The sequence below is a fragment of the Priestia sp. SRI_019 genome, from assembly GCF_057586255.1.
The window spans coordinates 14,394-36,290 of sequence record NZ_JBYCZN010000014.1 but is presented as its reverse complement, the minus strand read 5'-3'; the positions used below and the strand labels follow the sequence as shown (position 1 = coordinate 36,290).

The 21,897-nt window shown below is 37.5% G+C and carries 20 protein-coding genes and 1 riboswitch; of the genes, 1 reads left to right on the top strand and 19 read right to left on the bottom strand.

Annotated features, from left to right (window positions below):
• Positions 1-280: 280 nt before the first annotated feature.
• From AC2YJL_RS27090 to AC2YJL_RS27030, 13 genes are all read right to left on the bottom strand, one after another.
• Entirely contained in the window at positions 281-1,294 is a 1,014-nt protein-coding gene (locus tag AC2YJL_RS27090) for a C40 family peptidase (protein ID WP_251569194.1), read from the bottom strand.
• A 32-nt stretch (positions 1,295-1,326) separates the two neighbouring features.
• Positions 1,327-2,400 (bottom strand): dipeptide epimerase, encoded by a 1,074-nt coding sequence (locus AC2YJL_RS27085; protein WP_251569193.1) that lies wholly within the window; start codon positions 2,398-2,400, stop codon positions 1,327-1,329.
• A gap of 60 nt (positions 2,401-2,460) precedes the next feature.
• Positions 2,461-3,627 carry a DUF819 family protein gene (locus AC2YJL_RS27080; protein WP_230931728.1) on the bottom strand — a complete coding sequence of 389 codons (1,167 nt, stop codon included), beginning with the start codon at positions 3,625-3,627 and terminating at the stop codon, positions 2,461-2,463.
• 93 nt (positions 3,628-3,720) lie between these two features.
• Positions 3,721-4,044 carry a DUF3870 domain-containing protein gene (locus tag AC2YJL_RS27075; protein WP_028410335.1) on the bottom strand — a complete coding sequence of 108 codons (324 nt, stop codon included), beginning with the start codon at positions 4,042-4,044 and terminating at the stop codon, positions 3,721-3,723.
• Between the two features lie 358 nt (positions 4,045-4,402).
• Positions 4,403-5,140 (bottom strand): glycerophosphodiester phosphodiesterase, encoded by a 738-nt coding sequence (locus tag AC2YJL_RS27070; protein ID WP_251569192.1) that lies wholly within the window; start codon positions 5,138-5,140, stop codon positions 4,403-4,405.
• 86 nt (positions 5,141-5,226) lie between these two features.
• Positions 5,227-6,567, bottom strand: coding sequence for an ABC transporter substrate-binding protein (locus AC2YJL_RS27065; protein WP_230931726.1), 1,341 nt, complete (start codon positions 6,565-6,567; stop codon positions 5,227-5,229).
• A gap of 13 nt (positions 6,568-6,580) precedes the next feature.
• The gene (locus AC2YJL_RS27060; protein ID WP_013081575.1) at positions 6,581-7,393 is read right to left on the bottom strand and encodes a carbohydrate ABC transporter permease; all 813 of its coding nucleotides are present in this window, start codon (positions 7,391-7,393) and stop codon (positions 6,581-6,583) included.
• Positions 7,390-8,325: a carbohydrate ABC transporter permease gene (locus tag AC2YJL_RS27055; RefSeq protein ID WP_251569191.1), complete on the bottom strand. Its 936-nt coding sequence runs from the start codon at positions 8,323-8,325 to the stop codon at positions 7,390-7,392. The genes AC2YJL_RS27060 and AC2YJL_RS27055 overlap by 4 nt, the downstream gene beginning before the upstream one ends.
• Positions 8,322-9,437 carry an ABC transporter ATP-binding protein gene (locus tag AC2YJL_RS27050; protein WP_251569190.1) on the bottom strand — a complete coding sequence of 372 codons (1,116 nt, stop codon included), beginning with the start codon at positions 9,435-9,437 and terminating at the stop codon, positions 8,322-8,324. Before AC2YJL_RS27050 ends, AC2YJL_RS27055 begins: the two co-directional genes overlap by 4 nt.
• Before the next feature lie 20 nt (positions 9,438-9,457).
• Positions 9,458-10,036, bottom strand: coding sequence for a glycerol-3-phosphate responsive antiterminator (locus tag AC2YJL_RS27045; protein WP_025753238.1), 579 nt, complete (start codon positions 10,034-10,036; stop codon positions 9,458-9,460).
• Positions 10,037-10,278: 242 nt separating this feature from the next.
• Positions 10,279-11,274, bottom strand: a complete 996-nt coding sequence (gene bioB / locus AC2YJL_RS27040; protein WP_251569189.1) for a biotin synthase BioB — start codon at positions 11,272-11,274, stop codon at positions 10,279-10,281.
• A gap of 145 nt (positions 11,275-11,419) precedes the next feature.
• Complete coding sequence (locus tag AC2YJL_RS27035) at positions 11,420-13,645, bottom strand: alpha-galactosidase (RefSeq protein ID WP_230931723.1); 2,226 nt, start codon at positions 13,643-13,645, stop codon at positions 11,420-11,422.
• Positions 13,646-13,664: 19 nt separating this feature from the next.
• Entirely contained in the window at positions 13,665-14,210 is a 546-nt protein-coding gene (locus tag AC2YJL_RS27030) for a hypothetical protein (protein ID WP_225049940.1), read from the bottom strand.
• Between the two features lie 312 nt (positions 14,211-14,522).
• Here AC2YJL_RS27030 and AC2YJL_RS27025 point away from each other — a divergent pair, with 312 nt between their 5' ends.
• Positions 14,523-15,845 (top strand): APC family permease, encoded by a 1,323-nt coding sequence (locus tag AC2YJL_RS27025; RefSeq protein ID WP_251569188.1) that lies wholly within the window; start codon positions 14,523-14,525, stop codon positions 15,843-15,845.
• Positions 15,846-15,977: 132 nt separating this feature from the next.
• On the opposite strand, the gene AC2YJL_RS27020 is transcribed toward AC2YJL_RS27025, so the two are convergent.
• The 6 genes from AC2YJL_RS27020 to AC2YJL_RS26995 all read right to left on the bottom strand — a co-directional run bounded on the left by AC2YJL_RS27020 (position 15,978) and on the right by AC2YJL_RS26995 (position 21,681).
• Positions 15,978-16,112, bottom strand: coding sequence for a hypothetical protein (locus tag AC2YJL_RS27020; RefSeq protein WP_269067371.1), 135 nt, complete (start codon positions 16,110-16,112; stop codon positions 15,978-15,980).
• A gap of 136 nt (positions 16,113-16,248) precedes the next feature.
• Positions 16,249-17,040, bottom strand: a complete 792-nt coding sequence (locus AC2YJL_RS27015; RefSeq protein WP_050691079.1) for an EcsC family protein — start codon at positions 17,038-17,040, stop codon at positions 16,249-16,251.
• Positions 17,041-17,064: 24 nt separating this feature from the next.
• Entirely contained in the window at positions 17,065-17,670 is a 606-nt protein-coding gene (locus tag AC2YJL_RS27010; RefSeq protein WP_013055189.1) for a DedA family protein, read from the bottom strand.
• Positions 17,671-17,832: 162 nt separating this feature from the next.
• A complete protein-coding gene (gene ytvI / locus AC2YJL_RS27005) occupies positions 17,833-18,864 on the bottom strand; it encodes a sporulation integral membrane protein YtvI (RefSeq protein WP_013055188.1) in 1,032 nt (343 codons plus the stop codon).
• A gap of 213 nt (positions 18,865-19,077) precedes the next feature.
• The gene (gene gltT / locus AC2YJL_RS27000; protein WP_028412682.1) at positions 19,078-20,337 is read right to left on the bottom strand and encodes a glutamate/proton symporter GltT; all 1,260 of its coding nucleotides are present in this window, start codon (positions 20,335-20,337) and stop codon (positions 19,078-19,080) included.
• A 106-nt stretch (positions 20,338-20,443) separates the two neighbouring features.
• A riboswitch (cyclic di-AMP (ydaO/yuaA leader) is annotated at positions 20,444-20,583 on the bottom strand.
• 273 nt (positions 20,584-20,856) lie between these two features.
• The gene (locus AC2YJL_RS26995) at positions 20,857-21,681 is read right to left on the bottom strand and encodes an undecaprenyl-diphosphate phosphatase (protein ID WP_014461803.1); all 825 of its coding nucleotides are present in this window, start codon (positions 21,679-21,681) and stop codon (positions 20,857-20,859) included.
• Positions 21,682-21,897: the final 216 nt, after the last annotated feature.

Genomic DNA, 21,897 nt, shown 5'->3' with positions numbered 1-21,897 from the left:
TTATCTTAGCAAGTTATCAACGTAATGTCAACAACTTTTTAAAATTCTTTTTTTTAGCTTCGTTATTAAGAGTATGTCTCAACGACGCTTTATAATAATATAACGCTTTGTATATAAAGTCAATATGTTTCAAGAAGAAAAATGATTTTTTTCTCTTGTTTAACTTCTTCCCTTACTGAGAAGTAGTTAAACGTAAATAAACTAAATTTTCTAATTTTTATTTATACTCTATATTAAAAAGAAGCCCTTCACAAAAAGAGCTTCTTTCCTATCTTACTGATTAAGGTAAATAACGACGTGCACATGCATACTCTTCAATATATCCCTTTGTGTTTAAAGGAATAATCTCTACTGTCCGCTCGGAGTTCGGCGAATGAATCATCATGCCATCTCCCGCATACATTGCTACATGGTGGACGCTTCCTTTTCCTTGGTTATAGGCAAAGAACAATAAGTCTCCAGGTTGAAGGTTGTTCATATCTACTGGTTTCCCTGCTCGAGACTGTGGCCCTGAGTCACGTGGAATCGTAATACCATGGGATTGGTACATCGTAAACGTAAATCCAGAGCAGTCAAATCCAAAACCACTCATGCCAGCCCATAAATATGGAAGATTTAAAAATGCCTTTCCACTTTCAACAAGCTCCGTGCCAGTTGGTACAGGAATATCTTTTTGAGACGCGTAGATTTTTCCTGCTTTTGTAGAAATCCATGCTGTCTTTCCATTTGGTTTTAATACTTTATATGCACTCTTTGATTTTGCCAAAAGAGGTAAGCGCATATTATAGCTAACTTCAATACCTTTCTTTTTCAAAGAAGACGAATGATATAGATAAGTAGTCGGAGCTGTCACCATTACAAAAGGCTTCTTTGCATACTGTTCGTACCTTTTGCTATAGGTTAATTGTTTAGTAGGCATCCATCCGGGATATCCTAATTCATTTCGAGAAGTAGGCTGTCCGTCTACAGCTACTTTGACCCAGTCTCCTTGTTCGTCTAAAACCGTTACTTTGTTTCCATATAACGCTTGTGTCTCAAGCATCCCATCGCTAGATAACTGCTGCTTCTGTTTCAAATTCATCGATGTGGTCCACTTTCTCATATCTACAGGATTAGTAGCTGACGGAGCGTCCACTTCACGCAAGATGTTTGGTGCTGTCCACAGAGTAGCTGCTGCGACATCTATATAAGCAGTTTCTTTTTCTTCAGAAGCATGAACAGAAGGAACTGCACCGACCCCAAATGTAGCTAAAATAACTGTTATTGCCGTCAAAAACCAACGTTTTATATTCATCGTCTCTCTCCTTCTACTATATTACTATCCTTTTATTTTGAGATAGGAACAGTAATTTCTCCTATTCCAGGAAGATCTGATAAGAAAACCTCTTGACCGCTGTACTTTAACACATCCAGTTCCGTTGAAAGCCAAAGAGGAGCATCTAAGTCAAAATACGTGATATTCGGATGAGCGGCTGCCAGATGAGCAGCTGCTCCCACGGAAAGTGATGGTTCCATCATGCTTCCAATCATACATGCAACATCGTTCGCCTCAGCAATACTTGCGATTTTTCTTGCTTCATTAATTCCTCCGCACTTCATTAGCTTAATATTCAAAAGATCCACGTACCGCCCGCTTACAAGCCTTAATGCATCTTTAGCAGAAAATAAACTCTCATCTGCCATAATGGGTACATTTACTCGTTCAGTCACAAACTTTAATCCTTCCCAATCATGAGCAGGGACAGGTTGTTCTACCAATTCAATACCAAAGTTGAGAGTTTCCATTTTATTAATTAATTGCACTGCTTGTTTTGGAGTCCATCCTTGATTTGCATCCAAACGAAGTTTTACATGATCCGGAATGACAGATCGAATATGTTTAATACGCTCAAGGTCTAGCTCAGGAATTGAACCTACCTTTACTTTTAAAATGTCAAATCCGTCCACTGCACTTTTTTGTGCGTCTTCAGCCATTTTCTTAGGTGTATCAACACTTATTGTCATACACGTAGAGATAGGCTGCTTATCGCCCAAGAAAGCATATAAAGGAATGTTGAGAAACTTTGTATAAGCATCATGCAAAGCGATATCAGCAGCTGCTTTAGCACTTGAATTGTGAATACAGCAGCTTTGAATTTTTTTTAAGAGTTTTTGAAACTGACGTATATCCTCCCCTATTAGCGCTAGTTTAATAGGTCCTTGAAGTGCAGCTTGAATGCCTTCTAAAGAATCGCCTGTAATAACATATGTTGGCGAAGCCGCTCCTTTTCCTTTTATTCCGTTTTCTAACTGAATCTCTACACTTATGCTGTCTATCTCTGTTGCTGTTCGAAGCGCTGTTTTAAACGGAACGAGCAGTGGAACGGTTTGATGCTTTACAGTTATGTCTTTAATTATCATTTCAATCGCTTCCTTTCGATTCAGCACAAATATTCTTTCATACGTATTTTTGATTTATTCTTAGATCGCCCCTAAAATTTTGGCGATCATCATACCAAAATAAGTACCTAAGAAGGAACCCATCAGAGCCATAATGACTCCTACCGGAATCAGTGCACGGTTATAGGCAGCTGCAAGCATTGGAGCAGACGCCATTCCACCAATATTAGCTAAACTTGCTACTCCGAGCGTAAATAAATCATATTTAAATAGTTTAGCTAGCAACAGCATGATCACTAAGTGCACGAACATAATGAGAAAACCAGATACTAAGTAAATAGGAGCCTGAGCTAAATTTGAAAAATCTGATTGAGAAGCAATTAACGCTACAACGATGTATAACATAACGTTTGATACATCGAGCGTACCTGGAATTTTTGCCACTGGGGTTACAGCAAGCACTAGACCAACCACAGAAGCAATCATAATCGTCCAGCTCGTTGCATTAATAACCGCTCCCACTTCAGGCAAACGCCCTCCGATAAATGTAGAAAATGCTGAAACGAACAAACCTAGACCAAGTAAATAAAGAAGATGCTGAAACTGCGGGCCTTTTTTTTCGCTTTCAGAAGTTGCTGCGACTTCATCTATACTATTCTCAATAAAGCTGACGTCTGCTTTTGTCCATTTATTAAATTTAGATGCAAATGGTACAAGCCAAAACATAAACATAACCCATACGGCATAGTTAATCGTATCCATCATAAGAGCGTAGCCAAATATATTTTCTGGAACATCCAAAATCCCTTGGAGAGCAACCATGTTAGCTGATCCTCCGGTCCAACTTCCTGATAAAGCACCAAAAGCTTTCCACGTGTCCTCTACATAGAAATTCTTAAAGATGGCATAGACGAGGATAAAACCTACCATTATGCTAAAAACCGCAACGATGAATCCTCCGAGCATTCTTGGACCCAGTTTAATTACACTTCGAACATCACACTTTAACAGCATAAGCATCAGCATGGCCGGAAGCAGTGCATTTTTAACGCCCGTATACATGGCGACATTTGATTCGCTATCCCCAAATACCCCTGCCGTTTGCATAAGAGCAGCTCCTATATAAATAAGTACAATACCCGGGATAAATTTAAAAAATCGATTGGCTTTAAATCTTTTTTCAATCCCTACCATGAGCGCAGCAAAGGCAGTTAACACACTCACATACATAAATCCATCTTGAATCACTTATTCTTCCCCCTTCATCTCCACGAAAATATTTTTATACAAAACAAAATCCAGCCCAACGTTTGAAAACGTCAGGCTGGATTTCGTCTAGGTCTATGTAGACAAAGCAGCTGTTATTTGCTGATATTTTTTCTGTGCATCATGAAACGCTACCACCAGCGCTTTTTGGGAAGAACCGAAATAGCGGCTGTTAATTTCGTCTATAAGGGTGGGATCACTTATGTGACGTCCAATAAAAATCGATTGAACAAATCGAACGGTCAACTCAATCGTCGCTGAGCATTCCACATCAATAATTTTCCCATTTGTTTTATCAACTACCAACCCTAAAAAATACTGATTGAATTTTTTAGTAATCGGATTGCTTTGAGGAGCTTTGGCATCTCCAATAATATAGATAGTATCTTGATCATACATGATTTTTTATTCCTCCTAAAAGAGATAACAGACGATGCTAGGGACCGGCAAATGAACGTTTGCGGAGCTACGCAACATGTATTCGCTTTCATAAGGAACATTATAATCTATTCTCAATATATCATCTATAAAACAATTTCACAATATAACTTTTATACTATTCAGAATAAAGTAATATTTTTTAAAAAAGAGATTGAGACATAACAAACTTAATCCAACCTAAAGACGAACAAATGGGATACATGAGCTGAACCGCTTGTTACACCGCAACAAAAAAAAGAACCACTAATCAAACATGTTGATCAAGGGCTCGTTTTTCACTGTGGGTCAAGTAATTTTGTCCCGGCTTCCTTCTACGTCATCCTTTGAACATGGTAGAGGAAAAACGGTTAGGGTAATCTGTCATCACTACTTTTACTGAAGCCTGCTGGAGCTTCAAAAAGTCATTCATTTCATTAATTGTATATACCCGTAAGTCTAATCCTTCTTGCTTTGATTTTTTCCCGTATGAAGAAAGAACAAACGACATATCACAGTGTAGGTGCGCTCCTATCGATTTTGCTTTTCCAATCGCATCTTCGCTCACTCCTTCAAATAAAAAACCTGTTGGTATATATGAATGGAGAGATCTCACTTTAGCCAAGCTATCATAGTTAAAAGATGACAAAATAACCTGATTTTCTAAATCAAACTCATCGATTAGACGAAGAACTTTTTCTTCAAGTTTTGGATAGTAAATTCGGTCATTTTTTAATTCAATATTCACCGTTAATTTTGTCTTTTTGTCCATCATCCACTCAAACACTTCTACTAATGTGGGAATCGATTGTTTAGAAAAACGAGAGTCATACCAACTGCCAGCATCGAATAAACGCAGCTGTTTGTATAAAAATTCTTGAACATACCCCATTCCATTCGTCGTTCTGTCAATTCGTTCATCGTGAATAACTACTATTTCCCCGTCTTTTGTTAATTGTACATCTAATTCAATACCTGCAACTTGCATTTTCCTAGCTTCTTCAAATGCAATCATTGTATTTTCAGGATATCGTCCGCTAAAGCCGCGATGCGCATAAAGATCAATTGAACTATTCATTGTCCTCTATCTCTCCTAACTAGTCATTCACTAAGTAAAAAGCTCGTCCTCAAAATAACTTAAAAGACGAGCTTCGTAATCATACGTTATTTTTGATTGGCTACTTCTAATGCTCTATTTGTTTCTTTTGCTGCTTGATCAAGCGCTTTTTTTGGCTTTACTCCTTGATATAGGCTTTCCATCCCTGTTACTACTTTTTGACGAGATTCAGGAAACACAGAAATTAAAGCACCTTGCGTAGCTGGAGTAGGCTTTGTTTCACGAAGCTGATCAACCGTTACTTTTAACTGCGGATATTTCTCCCACTCTTTTTTCACAATATCTTGTTCATACGCTTTTGGGTTAACTGCAAAGTATCCACTTTCTACGTGCCATTTTGCTTGAACTTCTGGTGTTGCTAAATATTTCATGAAGTCCCAGGCTGCTTTTGATGTTTCATCACTGATTCCTTTAGACATCCATAAAGATGCTCCGCCAATAGCTACTCCTTGGCGATCCTCTTCTTTTGGGACAGGAATATAAGATACGCCTACATCAAATGGAGCATTGTCTACTAGTGTTTTAATACCTGCTGATGAGTCCAGGAACATTGCAATTTTTTTAGATTGAAATGCTGCGCGCATATCATCCCAGTTTTGTCCTACATTGTAGAATGTACCTTCTTTATACATATCATTGATTAAATTAAATGCGTTTTGTCCTTCTTTTCCATTAAATACTGCCTTCTCAGCATCACCTTTACGGCCGTTTTCGTGATCTACATACAAGCCGCCTTGAGAAGCAACTAGCTCTTCAAAGAACCATCCGTAATTTAGAATTGAAAAACCGTATTGCGATGTTTTATTTCCTTGTTTTTCTGTTAATTTCTTTGCAGCTGCCTTTAATTCATCATACGTTTTTGGAGGATTTTCAGGATCTAACCCTGCTTTTTTAAAAGCATCTTTATTATAAACAAGAACAGGTGTTGAAGAGTTGAACGGCATTGAGTATTGCTTTCCATCTACTTGGTAATAGCTTGAAATGTTTTTCTCCCACTGTGAAGTATCATAGTGGTCTTGATCGATAAACTTTTGAACAGGCTGAATCTTACCGCTGTCTATCATGAATTTCGTTCCTACTTCGAACGTTTGCATAATAGCCGGTGCATCCTTTGTTCCTGCTACTGTGTTAAATTTTGTTTGTGCTTCTTCATACGTTCCTTGGAAAACAGGCTTTACTTCCACTTTGTCCTGGGATTTATTGTACTCATCGACAATTTTATTGAGTGATTTTTCAAGGTCACCGCTCATAGCGTGCCAAAATACGACTTCTGTTTTACCTGATGCTGTTTTTTCTGTTTCTTGCGCTTCCGAAGAACCAGTTGAATTTGAGCAAGCACCTAGAATAACTAGCAAGCATGCCGTTACGATAGCCAATATCTTTTTCATCACATTCACTCTCCTATTTAATTGCACCTTGGGTTAATCCTTTTTGAAGACGTTTTTGACCTAGGAATAATAGTAATAATGTCGGTAAGATTACAACAACGACAGCGGCCATAACCACTCCCCAATCAGTTGAAATCTCCTGCGTTTGCATTTGCTTTAAACCAATCTGAACGGTACGAACATCCTCTGTATTTGTCACTAATAGTGGCCATAAATACATATTCCATGTTGTTAAAAAGCTATATACGCCAAGCGTAACTAGACTTGTTTTAGACACAGGGAGCACGACGTTCCAAAAGAAACGAAAGCGGCTGATCCCTGCAACTTGAGAAGCTTCATATAACTCATTCGGAATAGTTTTAAACTGCTGACGCAACAAAAATGTCCCAAACGCTAAAGCAAAAAAAGGAATCGTTAATCCCAAATAATTGTTAATCCATCCTAGCTTTTGTGCTGTTAAAAAGTTAGGAACCATCGTTGCTTCCCATGGAATCATCATCGTAGAAATAAAGAGAAAGAAAATAGCATCTCTTCCTTTAAATTTAATAAACACAAATGCAAAAGCGGCCAAACTTGAAACTAACAGCTGCCCAGCCATGACGAAGATAGACACAGCAAAACTGTTAATTAAATAATGAAGCAGCGGAACTTTTTCAAAAGCGTCCCGATAGTTTTCAAATGAAAAAGATGACGGCCAAATCTTCCCTTCTAACACTTCCGCTCCACTCATAAAACTAATGGAAAAAGCGTATAGGATAGGAAACATCAATACTAAAGTAGCTGCAATGAGTAACAAATAAGTTGTCCATTTTCTCGTGATGCTCATTGATAATGTACCTTCCTTTCTCCAAGCTTGAATTGAAGAGCGGTAACCAGTAGAATACAGAAAAATAATATTGTAGCTTGAGCACTTGCAGAACCAACATTGTAGTTTACAAATGCATCTTTGTAGATTGAATAAACAATGACATTTGTGGAATCTGTAGGTCCGCCTTTTGTTAAAATGTCAGTTTGTCCAAACGTTTGAAACGCGTTAATAAAGGAAACCGTAATAATAAAAAACAGCGTTGGCGAAAGCATAGGAAGCGTAATTTTACGGAGCTGATACCAATAGCTAACTCCAGCAATACGCGCGTTTTCATACAGCTTTTCATCAATATTTTGCAACCCGCCAAGCAAAATTAAAAAGGTAAACCCAATGTTCATCCAAATTGTAGAGATAGACACAGCAACCAATGCATACTTAGGATCTAATAACCACTGCACGTCATGAATCCCTACAAGGTTTAATACTTTATTGATAACCCCGATTGTCGGATTATACATAAACATCCAAATCACAGAAGAAGCCGCTACGCTCATTCCCATCGTAGATGAAAACATTGTTCTGAAAAAACCAATCCCTTTCAGCTTTTCATTTGCAATTAGCGCTAGGAATAAGGCAATAATTAAGCCAATAGGCACTGTGTAGAGTACAAATAGAAAAGTAGCTTTCATACTTTGTAAAAAGTTCGGATCTGTAAATAGATAGAAGAAATTTTGCAGTCCTACAAAATTTAAGGGATTTCCCTGTGTGTCCGTAATAAAAAGACTTAAATATAATGTCTTAATCATTGGGTAGAAAAGAAATACACTAAATAACAGTAATGATGGCAGTAAATAAGCTAGTCCAACAATGATAGTAGGCATTGATTTTTTTTCTTTTGATTTTGCTGAAACAGAAACAGGTGAGTTTGCTATTTTGGTAACAGCACTCATATGAATGCCCCCTTTACAGTTAAATCTTCTGTTGATGGTTCGTAGTGCAAGCATGAACCTGTATCGCCATCAAATAAAAACAGGTGTTTTGGATCGATAAAAATAGGAACTCGCTCTCCCACCTTTATAGTCCATTGACCGTTCCACTTAGCCATCCACTGCTTGTCACCCATATGAAATGTAAGCAGTGTTTCCGTGCCTAGAATTTCTAAATTATCTATTTCCACAATAAAACTCGTATTATCGTTTGTCGCAAGCTGTATATGCTCAGGTCTCACTCCAACCACAACTTCTTTTTTACCGTTAAGGTTACTGTGTGGTGTACTCATAGAAATAGCTCTTCTATCTTCAAAAACTAGTAAGTTATTTTCTATAGAAACGTTTGATAAATTCATAGGGGGAGAACCTATAAAAGATGCTACAAACGTGTTCTTTGGTGCATTGTAAATATCAAGCGGACGTCCAACTTGTTGAATATTTCCTCCATTTAAAATCATCATTCGATCTGCCATCGTCATCGCCTCTGTTTGATCGTGCGTGACATAAATCATCGTAATACCTAACTTACGCTGAATTTGGCGAATTTCTGACCTCATCTTCGCGCGCAGCTTCGCATCTAAGTTTGATAACGGCTCATCCATTAAGCAAATAGGCGAATGAGTAACAATAGCACGTGCAAGCGCTACACGCTGACGCTGTCCTCCCGAAAGCTGTCTAGGCTTTCTCTTTAGATATTCACTTAAACCAAGCATCTCTGCTGCTTCCCTGCAGCGCTTTTGCTGTTCTTGCTTTGAAATCTTCTTTGTATGCAGGCCAAAAAGAATATTTTGTTCCACTGTCAAATGCGGATATAAGGCATAGTTTTGAAACACCATTGACAAATCGCGCTTACTTGGAAGCAGTTTATTTGCTTTTACATCTCCAATTAGTAGCTCTCCCTGCGTGACTTCTTCTAATCCGGCAATCATTCTCAGCATTGTACTTTTCCCACATCCTGAAGGACCTACTAGTACGAAAAACTCTCCCGGTTCAATTGTGACGTTAATATCTTGAATAACATTTGTTTTTTGATCGTATGACTTCCCAATGTTAACTAGCTCTACTTTTTTCATTAAAAACGCTCCTTTCCCTCTCATTCATATTTTTTCCACAACCATGATTTCCCTGTAGAAACTGCCGTAGCTCCTGCTTTTAAAGCAGCTTGGATATGGCTTTCATTTTGAATGAGTCCACCTGTAATAATAGGAATACTTGTTTTTTTAACGACTTTCTCTATCATCTCCGGAATTAATCCTGGCATTAGTTCTAATGCATCCGGTTTAATATCTTGAACGGTTTTCAACCCTTGTGCTACCGCGTCTGTATCCACTAGAAACAGCCGCTGAATAGCAACCAGTCCTTCTTGCTTTGCGTAATTAATGAGTGAACTTTTAGTGGTTACGATACCTGTAGGTTTTACAAACTTAGCAAGGAATTTAAGCCCTTCTCGGTCATAGCTAATCCCTGGAATTTTTTCAACGTGTAAAAAAACCGTTCGATTATGCTGTTTGAGTAAATCTACATAGCGTTTAATCACACTAATATTGCCCGTTAATAAAAAGGCGGCCTGGATCTCTGTTTCTAAAAATTGTTCTAAATTTTTCGGGCTTTTAATGGATGCAATCAAACGGTCTTGCCCAAGCTGTTGTAAGAAATCTGCTTCCTTATTCAAAACGATGCCTTCCTTTCATTCACAAAAAACCACAAAAAACGCATAGGGTATTGATATAGACCTATTGTTTTTTGTGGTTTCTCAATTTCATAACCTTAGTAACTATTCACTTATCGTTCACATGTTTTATAATAATGGTTATTTATGAAGGAAATATAAAGAAGCTGTTGAGTTTTGTAAAAAAACCATATAGTTCCTGTAAATCGCCTAAAAATCAAAAAACCGTTGATTTCTCAACGGCTTCACAGTGCACATTCTTCAATTTCAAATCCTAAATCTTCAATCAGACCCCAGTCAGCTGTAGGTTCTTGACCTTGAGTCGTTAAATAGTCCCCTACAAAAATTGAGTTTGCAGCAAACAAACCAAGCGGCTGAAGTGATCTGAGATTGACTTCTCTGCCTCCTGAAATTCGAATTTCTTTCGTTGGATTTACAAAACGCATCATCGCTAACAGCTTTAAGCATTGCATTGGCTTTAACGCCTTTTTGTCTTCTAGAGGCGTTCCTGGAACGGCAACAAGAAAGTTGCATGGAATAGAATCTGCATCTAACTTTTTAATTTGAAAAGCTAATTCCACGGCTTGTTCATTTGTCTCGCCCATTCCAAAAATCGCACCGGAACAAGGTGACAAACCTGCTTTTTTAGATGTAGTAACCGTATCGACTCGATCTTCATAGCCATGCGTAGAACAAATATTGTCGTAATTATCAGCGTGAGTATTTAAATTATGATTATAGCGATGAACACCCGCCTGGACTAGTTCGTGTGCTTGATCATCTGTTAAAAATCCTAGACAAGCACAGATTTTCAAGTCTGTCTTTTGACGGATCTCTTTTACCGCTCCCACTACGTGCGCTACTTCTTTGTCCTTAGGGCGGCGGCCTGATGCCACGATACAATATGTACCTGCTTTTCTTTTTTGAGCTTCAAAAGCACCTTCTACAATTTTCTCTTTTGTTAACCACGCATACTTATCAATCGGCGCTTCTGATACAATCGACTGCGAACAATATCCACAGTCTTCTGGGCATAAACCCGATTTAGTATTAATAATCATATTAAGCTTTACTTTTTTTCCATAATGATGATGACGAATTAAGTACGCGGCATTCATGACCTCTAACACTTCTTCATCCGGTATATAAAGAAGTTGAAGCGCTTCGTTATATGTAATTTCTTTCCCTTTAATAATAGACTGAGCAAGTGCTTTCCAATCTCTTACACTTGTGATTTCCATCGATTCCCCTCCAATTTAGTAAACTTAAAAAATATAAAGTTAACAATTATAACTAAAAGTTACCATTACTTCTCCTTTTATGTCAACACTGTATGAATAATAGTTAACTCAAAAAGCCACTTCTATGATAGAAGTGGCTTTTTGCTTATTGCGCTTGCAGTGTGTAAATAACCGATACAAAGTCTCCAGATTTTTCATCGTATGCTTCAACACCCGGATACTCATGAGTTAGAGCAATACCTGCGTACATGAGCTCATCTCCATAAGCTGTTTGATCTGTTTCCATCACTGTATATTCATAATCAGGATGAAGCCCTTTTAACTCAATGCGTTCGTAAGAAGGATTTGGTCTAGACAATATTTGATAATAACCGATGATTGCCTGTTTTTGATCGGATGAAACAACCATCCAGCTCGTCACATTTCCATCTTGTTCAAACGGACTTTTTAAACGATAGAATATGCCATTTTGAATAAGAGATCGGTGTTTTTTATAATACTGAATTTGTTGTTTTACGGTTTCTTTTTCATCTTCTGTCATCAGCGTAACATCTAACTCATAACCAAATGCGCCAAAATACGCAACGTCTCCTCTTGTTTCTAGACTTGTTACTCTGCGTACTTGATGATTTGGTACGGCCGATACGTGTGCTCCCATTGAACTGATTGGATAGGCAAAAGACGTGCCGTACTGAATTTTTAGACGTTCAATCGCGTCCGTGTTATCGCTCGTCCAAGCTTGGGGAGCATAATAAAGCATTCCCGGATCAAATCTAGCGCCCCCGCTTGCACATGATTCAAATAAAATATCCGGAAACTTCCTTGTTAGTCGCTCATACAAATCATACACACCTAAAATATAGCGATGTACTACTTCAAACTGGCGATTCGCGGGCAGCCCAACAGATCCAATCTCCGTTATATTTCGATTCATATCCCATTTTATATAAGAGATAGGTGCTTCACTTAAAATAGCTTCCATTCGTTCATAGATATAATTCACTACTTCTTCTCTTGAAAAATCAAGCACATATTGATTTCGCCCATGAGACTTATGACGATTTGGCACATGAATCAACCAATCTGGATGCTTTTCATACAAGTTGCTTTGCTTTGAAATCATTTCAGGTTCAAACCATAGCCCAAAGTCCATACCTAAATCCGTTACTTTTTGAGCCAATGACTTCATACCGCCCGGAAGCTTATTTTCATCTACAAACCAATCTCCAAGAGAAGTTGTATCATCGTTACGTTTACCGAACCAGCCGTCATCCAATACAAAAAGTTCAACGCCTAGCTTTTGCGCTTCTTTGGCAATATGTACAATTTTCTCTTCGTTAAAATCAAAATACGTCGCTTCCCAGTTATTAATTAAAACTGGTCGCTCCAAATCCCGCCATTTTCCTCTAGCAAGACGCTTGCGATAAAGCTCATGATACTCTTGGCTAAGGCCGTTTAGCCCACTATTTGAATAAGCCAGTACTAGTTCTGGTGATTGAAAAGTTTGGCCCCTTTCTAGTCGCCACTGAAAATCAAAAGGATGAATGCCCATCGTTATTCTTGATATATCATAATGATCTACTTCCACTTGTCCAAGAAAGTTTCCGCTGTATACAAGACTAAAACCATACGCTTCTCCACTGTGTTCAGTTGCAGCTGGATTCTTTAAAATTAAAAATGGGTTTTGCTGACTGCTGCTTGTACCTCTCGCACTAGAAATACTTTGAATACCAGGCTGAAGCATTCGTGTTTTCACGTGTCTTTCTCGAATCCACGCACCGGAAAGCTGAACCATCTCATAATTTGATGTAGGCAAATCAATGCTGCCGCTCATGATACGCAAAATATCGACTGGTTCTTCTCCTCTATGCTCAAATCGTGCGTGACGCGTAATAATATTTCGGTCTTCGTAAACGGTATACGTTAAAATAAGTGAGGCATTGAGCAATTTATCAATCAGTTCAACTTCTACACTTGTGGCTTCACTTTCTTCTTCTACATATGTAGCAGGTAAGCCGTTTAATGGCTTCTTGCCTTTGTAAATTTTATGGTTATCGTATTCAAAATTTGTGATTCGGCTTCCGTTTTGCTGAAGAAGTTGATAGGCTGGCTCTCTGAAGTCTGTTGTTCCATAAGAAGGATACTCTTGTTTGATTGTTTCAAGAGAAAATGCTAGTTCTCCTTCATATACTGAAGCACTAGCTCCTCTTGTTTCTACACGTAAAAAATGCTGAAAAGATGAACGGTGCTTAAGCTTTTTTCCATAGTACAAGTGACCGAGCTGCCCGTTTCTCAACACTAAAAAGATATAACTTACATCGCGTCCCTGCAGGTGAAATTCCTTTGTACGTTCATTAAATAAGATTCCCACTTTATTCCTCTCCCTACCATCAAATATCTAACGAGACATTTCCTTTTTCATCTATTGCCGTTGCATGCTCAAAAGCAGATGCTAGATTAATCTCTTTTCTCTCATACCATTTCGCTAAATCTTTGAATAACTCTTCTGTTTCAACCATTCTTGTGTCTATTCGCAGTTCAGTTTCATAGCTATGAAGAGACCAAGTGCTTTCACTAAATAAGGTCATTTCTACATCTAGACACATGTCTTTCCAATTGGGAGCACACAGAATAGGATGATGCATGTCTGAACATGCAATGGTGTAGCGGTTAGAACCATTCTTATTCATAAAACAATGAACAAAAGAGGCATTCACATCGCCCTTACTAGTTTGTAAAGATTTATACAGTTGGATATCTAACAATGGAACGCTCCATTTTAATTTCATTTTTGGAAGAATTCTTTTTTTAACCGACTTGACCGTTAATTTAATAAAATAAACACCATCTTTTTTTGTTTCATCCAATACGACATGCACACCTGGTTCCTTGTTTATCTCCAAGTTTATATAGGGTGTAGCAATCACTTCCTTCATCTCCTTCACCATCATTCTTAACTTTGTACACCAACAAAAATGTAACCGCATTCAAAAATTCGTTTTCGTATTTATTGCAAGTAGATCACCCTAAACGAAGCTTTTTTACTTTCTTTCATTTTATGTAAAATACTTTCTAGACTCAATGGTAAAAATCAAAGTGAAAAAAAGCATTTTTTTGCTTTATCTAGCAATCAATTAAACGCTCTTTATCTCTTAGCGCGCAATTTTCTCTTCTTTTTCAAAAAAAGATGACAAACCTAACAATATAGTATAATAATAAATAATGCAGAATGATTATACACAGAAAGGATGACAAATGTGAATCACGAACCTTCTCTTCTTAAACAACTAAAATTATGGCATATCGTCGTGATAGGGTTAGGCTACATGGCACCTATGGCCGTTTTTGATACATTTGGCATTGTAACTGAATCAACAGATGGACATGTTTCAGGCGCTTATGCATTCACGTTGGTTGCTATTTTATTTACAGCCATTAGTTACGGAAAGATGGTAAAAGCTTTTCCCGGAGCTGGTTCCTCTTATACATACGCACAGCAAGTAATGAATCCAAGCATTGGTTTTTTGGTAGGATGGACGGCTCTTCTTGATTATCTATTTCTGCCAATGATTAATGCGCTTTTGACAAATATTTACCTAAGCTCTCTGTTTCCAGGTGTTCCAAAGGCCATATGGATTATCAGCTTTGTTGTCATCATGACTATCATGAATATTTTCAGCGTTCATTTAACCGTTTCTTTTGGTACGCTATTAGTTGCTTTTCAAATTTTAGTCGCTATTATCTTTATTATTTTGAGTGCTACAACTCAAGGCCAAGAGCTATCATTTAAGCCGTTTATAAGTGAATCGTCTTCTATATCTCTGTTATTAAACGGAGCAGCTATTTTATGCTTTTCTTTTTTAGGATTTGATGCTGTAACCACTATGGCCGAAGAAACACTTAAGCCTGAGAAAACCATTCCTAAAGGGATTCTTATTATTGCATGTACGGGAGGCGCCTTATTTATCACGGTTTCTTACTTTGCTCAGCTTCTTTTCCCTTCAGCCTCTTTGTTTCATGATTTAGAAGGTGCATCAGCGGAAATCGCTTATAAAATTGGCGGCCAGCTTTTTCAATCTATTTTTGTAGCAGCGGCCTTGACTTCAACTATTGCTTCTGGACTTGTCTCACATATGAGTGCATCAAGACTTCTCTATGCAATTGGGAAAGATGGTTATCTGCCTCGGAGAATTTTTGGCTATATTCACCCTAAAACAAAGACGCCTATTTGGAACGTAGTGATTATTGGTGGCCTCTCTTTAATTTCACTAGGTCTTTCTCTTGAAAAAGCTACCTCTTTAATTAATTTTGGTGCTTTAATTGCGTTCAGTTCAGTGAACATAGCGGTTTTTATCCATTATTTTATTCAACAAAACAAACGATCTCTCAGTGGATATATTTTATATGTACTTATGCCTTTACTCGGCAGTTTATTTTTATTTTTTATGTGGCTTAACTTAGAAACAACATCCTTATTTATCGGTATTGTATGGAGTGTAATCGGAATTATTTATTTACTGATTGCTAGACGAAAAAATACTATTACCATTCCTACTTTTCATTTTGATTAAGGAAATAGGCTTAACACACCTCGACATATTTCCCCAGAAATAATGTCGAAAAAAAGTAATTGAGACATAAACAAATCAATCCCATCTAAACAAGAACAAAAAAAAGGTAAACGATCTAATATGAATCGCTCATTACACCGCTGTTGATTTCCGTGCAAGGCTTCGCTTTCCGCAGGCGGCCGTTGAGCCTCCTCGTCGCTTGCGCTCCTGCGGGGTCTCATCTGTTCCGCTTTTTCCGCAGGAGTCTTCGCCTTGCCCTCTAATCAACACCTAGAGGCAACTAAACACATGAAAGCTACATTTACTATATCAATAAAAAAATCCGAACGTATTTGATTCTCAACCAAGAATCAAACTCGTTCGGATTTTTCTTCAACTAAAATACTTTCGTACCAGTCTCTTTTTATTGTTGCGATTGTGAGACTTTTTCTAAAATACGTCTTTTACGGTAAAGCATCATTCCAACTTCGCCTATATCATTAATCGCTTGTTTGTTAATATACGCTCCGAATACCATTCCTGCTATAGGAATCATTTGGAACAGCTTTTTCCAGCCCAAGTTGTCCCTGTAGGTTAGAAACACTTCTCTCCACCCTTGCAGCTGCTGCAAGCTCTGCGTTCGATTTCCGCTTGCTAATTCTTCTAAAATCGCACGTTTCCCTACAATGTCAGAAGACGAAAACTGCATGCATTTGACCATAAAAATTCGTTCCTCTTGCTCAGTGGGGTCGTACCCATAAGAAACAGCTACTTCTTGCAGTGTCTTAAGTGTAAGCCCTAATACAAAAGGAACATCAATCGCCAGTGTAAAAATCCCGCCTACCCCGGTTGTAGCTCCTTGCAGCTGTGCGTTCTTTTTTCGGACTTCAATAAAATGCTCTGCCAATTCATCCATTTCCTGCAGAGATAAATGCTGAATATCCTCTATCGAAAGCTGTTTCTTTTCTTGTAATTGTGCTGATGCTTTTTCTAGCGTGGCAGACGTATTAGCTAAATACTGGCCTCCATTATCAACATACTTAGCAATTTCATCTAATAATTTTTCTATTTTTTGATGAATGAACTTTGGCGTTACTTTATCTAAAGCTGAAAAAGGCAAACGAGCCAGCCGCTCCCAGAAAAAAAGTCCTTTTTGGTCTTTCTCCCACTTTTCAATTTTTCGTAATTCTATTCTCAACTGTTCATGCTCTGACATATTCTCACTCTTTTCCTCGATTTATCAGCTCTGCCCTACTTGTTTATTCCGCACATATTTAATGATAAAAAACAATGCAATTAAAACAACAATTCCGATTCCAATAGGCTGCATATATTGAGACACAATCGGTCCCACCTCTTTCCACTTAGGTCCTAACTTATATCCTAAATATACGTAAATAGCCGTTACTGGAAGCATCGCCACAAATGTATAAATAGAAAACAGCCATACATTCATTTTTGCCATCCCGCACGGAAAAGAGATAGCCGTGCGCACTCCTGGAATAAAGCGTCCAAAAAAAGCAACCCCGCTGCCGTACTTATTGAAAAAGCGATCGGCGGCGTCAATTTCTTTTTCTTTCACCAAAAAGTATTTTCCATATTTTAAAACCAGCGGTCGTCCACCGTAACGTCCCAGTGCATAAAGAGTCAACGGTCCACAAACACCGCCTACTGTACCTGCAAGGATAGCCAGATACAAGTTCATATCACCTTGATACACCCAATATCCCACTAAAGGTAAAACAAGCTCTGCCGGGACAAATTCAAACGTTAATGCTAAAATTACGCCAAAATAAGAGAGCTGTTTTAGCGCTTCAATTAAAGAAAGTAAAACCGACTCTAACAAAAATTCTCCTCCTCATGTCATTAAATCTAAGACTGCAAAACTAGAATTTAGCCGATTGATAGATAAAAACCAACGCGGCATAGTTTTTTCCTTTCCCTCTTTACGTATGACGTACTACAAAAGTTTCAATAAAAAAAAAAGCGCTAGTTTTATCCAGCGCTTTTATAGTTTAAAGTTAATTTGAATAATACCTACTTTACGAAGAGCATCATATAAAATAACTAAAGCCGGTCCTAAAAATAATCCGACAAAACCTAAAAGTTTAAATCCAATGTACAAACTAACTAGTGCAGCCAAAGGTGAAATACCCATATTTGTAGAAAATACTTTTGGTTCTACTACACGTCTTACTACCGTAATGACTCCAAATAGAATAAATAAGCCGATTGCAAGTGAATCATGCCCTTGAGTAAGAGCAAAAATTCCCCATGGAACGAGCACCGAGCCTGTCCCAAGGATTGGTAAGATATCGACAATTACAATTAATAAACTAAGCAGCGCGGTATACGGAACATCTAATAGCCAAAGCCCTACATAAGCCATTACAAACGTCATGACACTTAAGATAATTTGTGCCTTGATAAAACCAACCCCCGCTTGGATAAGCTGAGTGATGACAACTTGTAGCTTATATTTCGTTTCTTCTGTTAAAAATGACTTAATTTTATTTTTAATAGCAGGCAGCTCAAGGCTGATAAATACAAGCGCTACTAAATAAATAAGAAACTCTAATAGAAACCCAGGAACAGTAGCGGCAAAGCTAATGATGATTTCTACGGTACTTTTTAATAGAGAATCTAATGAATTTACGGTCTTTTCAAGCGTGCGCTCAATAGAAGAAATCACTTCTGTAGGAAGAGCGTTTGAATAGTATTTCCACTTAATAATAGTTGGATAAATCGCGGTTTCATAGATTTCTTTTACAAAGGAAGGCGCTATTTTTGAAAGAGCAACCACTTGCGTAACGATTGTCCGAACAATAAAAAATCCAATAAGTATGAGCGAAACAACATATAAAATGAAGGTCATAAGCACTGCATAGACTCTCTTCATTTTAAAAGATTGATGCAATTTCTGAACAATACCCTCAAGCGCTAATGCTGTTAATAAAGCAAACACAATCGGTAAACTGTAAGGGATTAACAAACATACGATTACTATCGAGGCGATGACCCATATTCGCTTTTTCCACATACTCTACTATCCCCCTACTAGCTAAGCTATCTCTATATTTACTGATAAAGAAAGGAACCAGTGACTGCTTTTATGTAAGAATAAAATTTGGATATTTTTATACCTGATGTTACATATTATAGGGTCAATTCCCATAATAATAAAGGAATTATTATGAAAAAAGCTACTTATTCTAATTTTTTGAATAGAATAAGTAGCTTTTTAATTTATAAATTAGCCGGCCCTCATGACCTCTGTACCTTTTTTAGGGTCAAATTTGCCTTCTGATTTAGACATTACAATTGCTGCTAGTGTGTTTCCTACTAAGTTAACAACCGTACGTGCCATATCCATGATTCTGTCTACTCCGGCGATGAAGGCTAATCCTTCTGCGGGAACACCGATTGTTCCAAGAGTAGCTAGTAATACAACAAATGATGTTCCTGGCACTGCAGCCATTCCTTTAGATGTAACCATCAATACAAGAATGAGCGTCAGCTGTTGAACGATCGTTAAATCAATACCATACACTTGCGCTAAGAATAACGCTGCAATTGCTTGATAAAGAACGGAACCATCCAGGTTAAATGTATAACCAATTGGTACAACGAACGATACGATAGCTTTCGGACAGCCCATCTTTTCAAGTTTTTCCATAATACGCGGAAGAACTGTCTCAGAACTAGATGTACTGTATGCTAACAACAGTTCATCTTTCATATAGCGGAATAAGTGGAAAATGTTAATTCCTGCCCATTTCGCGATTCCTCCTAATACAACAAGTAGGAAGAAAATTAACGCTAAGTAAACTAAGATAACAAGCTTTCCTAATGAAAGGAGTGACTCTAAGCCGAATTTTGAAACTGTTACACCAATTAAAGCAAATACACCAATTGGCGCCACTTTCATTACAAGGTTTACCACGTGAAACATTGCGTGAGAAACGCCGTCGAAGAATTGTACAACTGGCTTTCCTCTTTCCCCAATTGCCGCTACTCCAAGTGCAAATAACACTGTAAAGAAGATAATTGCTAGCATGTCTCCTTCAACAATTGATTGGAAAAAGTTTGTCGGAACAATGTGTAAGAAAGTTTCAGCCACTGACTTTCCTTCTTGCTGTTCGGATGTTTCAACGTATTGTGAAATATCACTCTTCTGTGCTGAATGAATGTCTACACCTTGCCCAGGATGAAAAATATTAGCAATCAATACACCGATTACAATTGCAAAAGTCGTAATAATTTCAAAATAGAGAATGGTTTTAACGCCGAGCTTTCCGACCTGTTTACCGCTCCCTGCTCCTGCCACTCCAACGACTAAGCTTGAGATAACAATTGGAATAACAATCATCTTAATTAATCTTAAAAATAGGTCTCCTAGCGGCTGTAGGTATGTTACTACACGCGGATCGTTAAACCAAATTACCCCTACAAGAACACCGAGGATCAATCCGGTAAAAATCTGCGTAGCCAAACCAAAACGAATTTTTTTCATAGATGTACCTCCCCAAAGATGTATGACATTTGTATATACTTTTCTGAAAAAACAAAAAAAGACTATTCTTAAGAAAGAACAGCCTTTTACTTACGCTATTTTGGGCTCTTTCTCTCAATAAAGCAAACGGGGTTAACTGTCGGATTCGGAATTGAGAGTTTCCTACCTTTTGTAAGGATTCACCCCAAGGCAGCTTTACTGCCGATAATGATTCCCCCGCTCTATACGATTAAGCTTATTATTCAGTTTTTATAAAATTAAAACGATCTATACGTTGTCATACGTTTTTTACAGTCAATAAAACTAAACAGAAGTCTTACTTTTACTTAACTTTATACTGCACAAATATTAATTTACTATTTTTCGACACGTTTTGTCAATACCTATGTTTATAAAACGCTTTCAAAAGGCGATAATATATATTTATGCAAAAAAGCTATTGCAACATTGCAATAGCTTTTTCTTGCTCTTTGAGTCTCTATTAGAAGTTTAAGGGACTAAAGAACACCCGTATTTATTTTATAAAAATACAAAATATAGAATAGCTGCTAAAACAATTCGATAAATTGCAAATGGCACTAATTTGATGCGATTAATTAATTTTAGGAAAAAACGAATGGATACTAGCGCAAAAATAAAGGCGCTGATAAAACCGGCAATAAAAAACGGTAGTGCATCTGATGTGAAGTACTGCCAGTTTTTAATCAATGAAAGTCCGCTTGCTCCTGCCATGATTGGCACTGCCATAATAAATGTAAAATCTGCGGCTGCCTTATGGCTCATTCCAAGAAGAACCCCTCCTGAAATCGTTGAGCCTGAACGAGAAAAACCTGGCCAAAGAGCAATACATTGAAACAGTCCTATACCTAGTGCTTGTCCATAAGACATTTGGTCCACCGTCTCTACACGCGGACGTTTAGGTCCAAACAAATCTGCTAGAATCATTAATACAGCTCCAACCACTAAGCCAATTAGCACCGTATTTAAAGAAAACAAATGTTCATCAATGTAATCATCAAACAAAAGTCCTAACACTCCTGCGGGTAACAGACCAACAATTACCTGCATTAAATTCAAGCGATTTGTCGGTCCAATTGGAGCAGCTGGTTTTTTTCCCAATCCTAATAAATTAATAAAACGATCTTTAAAAATAACAACTACTGCTAAGATCGACCCTAGCTGAATAACAATTTTAAATGTATTAGCTACTGGAGATGAAAATAATTCTTTTGAATTTAACCACAGGTCATCCACAATAATCATATGCCCAGTTGACGAAACAGGAGCAAACTCTGTTAAACCTTCTACAATCCCTAAAATGATTGCTACAATAATTTCCCACATAAAGCTATATACCTTGCCTTTCTTTCAAATTAATAAGCTTATCGCTTCGTTTTACATGCTCAACTATTTTCCTATTTTGACACTTGCTTTTTTATCATAATTGTTAAAACTATGAAATACAATGTGTATTTGCAAAAAGATAAGAATCTTTAATAATTTGTAATAAAAACCTTACATGCTAGAACCAAAAAACAAGATATCAGCTTTTATTTGTTT